The sequence below is a fragment of the Longimicrobium sp. genome (genome assembly GCF_036280135.1).
Taxonomy (GTDB): domain Bacteria; phylum Gemmatimonadota; class Gemmatimonadetes; order Longimicrobiales; family Longimicrobiaceae; genus Longimicrobium.
Genome location: NZ_DASURI010000685.1, coordinates 1 through 4,554, shown reverse-complemented (window position 1 = coordinate 4,554; position 4,554 = coordinate 1). Strand labels below are relative to the sequence as shown.

At 76.3% G+C, this 4,554-nt stretch carries 1 protein-coding gene; it reads right to left on the bottom strand.

The window, feature by feature from the left end:
- A partial coding sequence (locus VFZ20_RS22225; protein ID WP_329686144.1) for a condensation domain-containing protein occupies positions 1-4,554 on the bottom strand: 4,554 nt, incomplete at both ends.

Here is a 4,554-nt window from a genome sequence, read left to right as displayed (position 1 = left end):
CCGCCCACGGGCACGGGGCCGTGGCGGTGCACCCCGTTGGGCAGCACGTAGGCGCTGCAGCCCACGACCGTCTCCGTGGGCCCGTACTCGTTCATCAGCCGGACGTCCGGTGCGTTCTCCTGCCACCAGACCGTGGGCTCGGCGGGAAGGAAGTCCGCGCCGATCACCAGCGTGTGCGCGGCGGCCCGCGCCGTCTCCACGCGCAGCAGGGGCGTGAGGAGCGACAGGTGGACGGGCGTGATCTTGATGGCGCCGAAGCCGCGCCCCTCCGACAGCGCCTCCTCCAGGGCCGCGACGGCGTTCTCCTCGGGGAGAAAGTGCACGGGCCGGCCGGCGAAGAGCGCCAGCAGGTTGGTGATGGTGAGGTCCACCGCCATGGACGAGAAGACGGGCGAGCCGTTGCCCCGGTCGGCCCCGTAGAAGCGGATCCCCCACTCGATGTAGTTGACGACGCCGCGGTGGTGCATGGCCACGCCCTTGGGCCGGCCCGTGGACCCCGACGTGTAGATCACGTAGCACAGGTTCTCGCTCGTGACGCCGCTCTCCGGCGGCGCCGCGCGGTCCGCCGCCACCACGGGCCAGCAGCGGTCCACGCACACCATCCGCACGGCGGAGCCCGCGGGCAGGCGGCCGCGCAGGCGCTCCTGCGTGAGCAGCACGGGGACGGCCGAGTCCTCCAGCACGTAGGCGATGCGCTCCACGGGGTGGCCCGGGTCCACGGGGACGTAGGCGCCGCCGGCCTTGAGCACCCCCAGGATGCCCACCATCATCTCCATCCCCCGCTCCAGGCACAGCCCCACCCGCACCTCGGGGCCCACGCCCAGGCGGCGCAGGTGGTGGGCGACCTGGTTGGCCCGCGCGTCCAGCTCGCCGAACGTCATCCGCTCCGCGCCATAGGTGACGGCCACGGCGTCCGGGGTGCGCGCGGCCTGGGCCTGGAACAGCTCGTGGATGCAGGCATGGGCGGAGTACGGCGCGTCGTTGTCGTTCCACGCGTGCAGCATGAGCCGGCGCTCGTGGGCCCCCACCAGCTCCAGCTCCGCCAGGCGGGGATCGGCCTCGTCGGCGAACTGCTCCAGCAGCCGCTCCAGGTGCCCCAGCATGCGCTCGATGGTCGCGCCGTCGAAGCGGTTCTCGTCGTAGCTCAGGGCCAGGTGCAGCCGGTCGCCGGGGGCGGCCAGCAGGGAGAGCGCGTACGTGTTCCACTCCACGCCCCGGGCGCGGGTCACCCGCACGCCCACGGAGGCGCCCTCGCTGCGCTCGACGGGGTAGTTCTCGAAGATGAAGTGGCTCTCGAACAGCGGCGTGCCCCGCGGCACGGCGCTGAACTCCCGCACCTGGGCCAGGGGGGCGTACTCGTACTCCCGCATCTCGGCCTGCGCGCGCTGCACGCCGGCCAGCCACGCGCCCAGCCGCGCCTGGCCCGGCACGCGGACCCGCACGGGGAGGGTGTTGATGAACAGGCCGATCATCTCCTCCACCCCCTCCAGGGCCGGCGGCCGGCCGGAGACGGTGGTGCCGAAGACGACGTCCTCCTCGCCCGTGTAGCGCGACAGCAGCAGCCCCCACGCGCCCTGCAGCAGGGTGTTGAGGGTGAGCTGGCGCTGCCGGGCCGCCTCGCCCAGGCGGCGCGTGGCCTCGGGGGAAAGGAAGCGGGTGCGCTTGGCGGGCCGCTGCGCCGCGCCGGCGGCCGCCGGGCGGTCCGCGGGGAGGGGCGTGGGCGCGCCGAAGCCGTCCAGCACGCCCCGCCAGTAGCGCTCGGCCGCCGCGGCGTCCTGCCGCCGCAGCCACGCGATGTAGTCGCGGTACGGCCGCACGCGCGGCAGCTCCGCCGCGCCGCCCTCGGCCAGGGCCGCGTACTGCCGGAACACCTCGGCGGTGATGCGCGACACCGACCAGCCGTCCGTGAGCAGGTGGTGCTGGCTCCAGACGAACCAGTGGGCGTCGGGGGCCGCGCGGAACAGGGCGCAGCGCAGCAGGGGCGGCGTGAGCAGGTCAAAGCCGCGGGCGCGGTCGTCGGCCAGGAAGCGCTCCAGGGCGGCCTCCTGCGCCTCGTCCGTCATCCCCCGCCAGTCGTCCACGGTCCACGGCACGGCGGCCGCGGCGTGCACCCGCTGCAGGGGCCGCGGCACGCCGTCCCACACGAAGCCCGTGCGCAGCACGGCGTGGCGCGCCACCACGGCGTCCCAGGCGCGGCGCAGGCGCTCGGGGTCCAGCGCGCCCTCCAGCCGCAGGGCCACCTGCACCTGGTACGCCTGCGACTCGTCGCCGTACAGCGAGTGAAAGAGCAGCCCCTCCTGCAGGGGCGACAGGGGGTACAGGTCCTCCACGTCGCGCCGGTCCGCCAGCACGGCGTCCAGCTCCCCCTGCGCCAGCCCGGCCAGGGGAAAGTCCGAGGGGGTGAACCCGCCCGCGCCCGCCTCGCGGCAGTGGGCGATGATCTCCCGCAGGGCGTCGGCGTACGCCCCCGCCAGCCCCTGCACCGTCTCGCGGGCGTGCGTCGCCTCGTCGTAGGTCCAGCTCACCCGCAGGCACCCGCCCGCCACGGCGGCGCCCACGTCCAGCAGGTGCCCGCGCCCGTTGGCGTCGGCGATCTCGCGGCCGCGGGGCCCGCCCGCGAAGCGCAGGGCCGCGCCGGCCTCCATCCCCCCGTCGAACTGGCCCAGGTAGTTGAAGACGATCTCCGGCTCCGGCTGGGCGGCCAGGGCGTCGCGCGTCCCGGCGTCGCCCGACAGCCAGCGCAGCACGCCGTAGCCAATGCCGCGCGCGGGGACGGCCCGCAGCTGCTCCTTGACCCGCTTGATGCGCTCGCCGGGCCCGTCCGCGCCCGACACGTCCAGCACCACGGGGTACAGGCTGGTGAACCAGCCCACCGTGCGGGTGAGGTCCACGCCGGCCGCCACCTCTTCCTCGCGGCCGTGCCCCTCCAGGGCCAGCCGCACGCGGGGGCTGCCCGTCCACGCGGACAGGGTGCGGGCCAGGGCCGCCAGCAGCACGTCGTTCACCTGCGTGCGGTAGGCGGCGGGCACCTCCTGCAGCAGGGCGCGCGTCTCCTCGGCGTCCAGCCCCGCGCTCACGGAGCGGGCGCCGCCCACGGTGGGCGCACGGTCCGCGGACGGGTCGCCGTCCACGGGCAGGGGCGCGATCCCGCCGGCGCCCTGCGCGTGCCAGTAGGCCGCCTCGTCCCGGAGGGCGTCGCCGTCCGCGTACGCGGCCAGGACGTCGGCCCACTGGCGGTACGAGGTGCTCTTGGCACTCAGGTCCACGGGGAGGCCGCGGGCGGCCAGCTCGCACGCGTGCTCCAGGTCCTCGCGCAGGATGCGCCACGAGACGCCGTCCACCACCAGGTGGTGCAGGACGAGCAGCAGCACGCGGCCCCGGCCGCCCCGGTCAAGGAGGACGGCGCGCCCCAGGGGCCCGTTCTCCAGGTCCAGGCTCGCCTGCCGCGCCTGGGCCGCCTCGCCCTGCGCGCGGTCCTGCGCCTCGTCGTCCAGGGCCGACAGGTCCACCCGCTCCAGGGCGATCCCCGTCTCGTCCGCGTGCCACTGCTCCCACCCGTCCCCCGTGCGCCGGTAGCGCAGGCGCAGGGCGTCGTGGTGGGCCAGGACGGCCGCCAGCGCCGTCTCCAGGGCGGCGCCGGGGATGGACCCGTCCACCTCCAGGAGGACGGACTGGTTGTAGTGCGCGGGCACGGCGTGCTCCCGCGCCAGGAAGGCGGCCTGGATGGGCGTGAGCCGCGCGCGTCCGTCCACCCGCCCCTGCTCCGCCGCGGCCGCGCCCGCCCGGCGCCCGCCCACGACGGCGGCCAGCTCGGCGATGGTCCGGTGCTCGAACAGGTCGCGGGGGCTCAGCTCCAGCCCGGCGCGGCGCGCGCGCGACACCACCTGGATGGCCAGGATGCTGTCGCCGCCCACCTCGAAGAAGCCGTCCTCCACCCCCACCCGCTCCAGGCGCAGCACCTGGGCCCACACCCCGGCCAGCGTCTCTTCCACGGCCGTGCGGGGGGCCACGTGGCGGGCCGGCGCGGCGCCCATCTCCGGCGCGGGAAGGGCGCGGCGGTCCAGCTTGCCGTTGGGCGTGCGCGGCAGGGCGTCCAGCGCCACGAACGCGGCCGGCACCATGTACTCGGGCAGGGCGCGGCGCAGCCGGGCGCGCAGGGCGTCGGGGTCCGCCCCGCCCACCACGTACGCCACCAGGCGCCGGGTGCCGGGCACGTCCTCGCGGGCCACGACGGCGCACTCGCGCACGTCCGCGTCCTGCCGCAGCACGGACTCCACCTCGCCCGGCTCGATGCGAAAGCCGCGGATCTTGACCTGCTCGTCCAGGCGCCCCAGGTACTCCAGGGTGCCGTCGGCCCGCCGGCGCACCCGGTCTCCCGTGCGGTACAGCCGCCCCCCCGCGGGGCCGAAGGCGTCGGGGACGAACCGGCCGGCCGTGAGGGCCGGGTGGCCCCAGTAGCCGCGGCTCACGGCCTCGCCGCCGATGAGCAGCTCGCCGGGAACGCCCACGGGCACGGGGCGCAGGTGCCCGTCCAGCACGTACGCCCGCACGTTG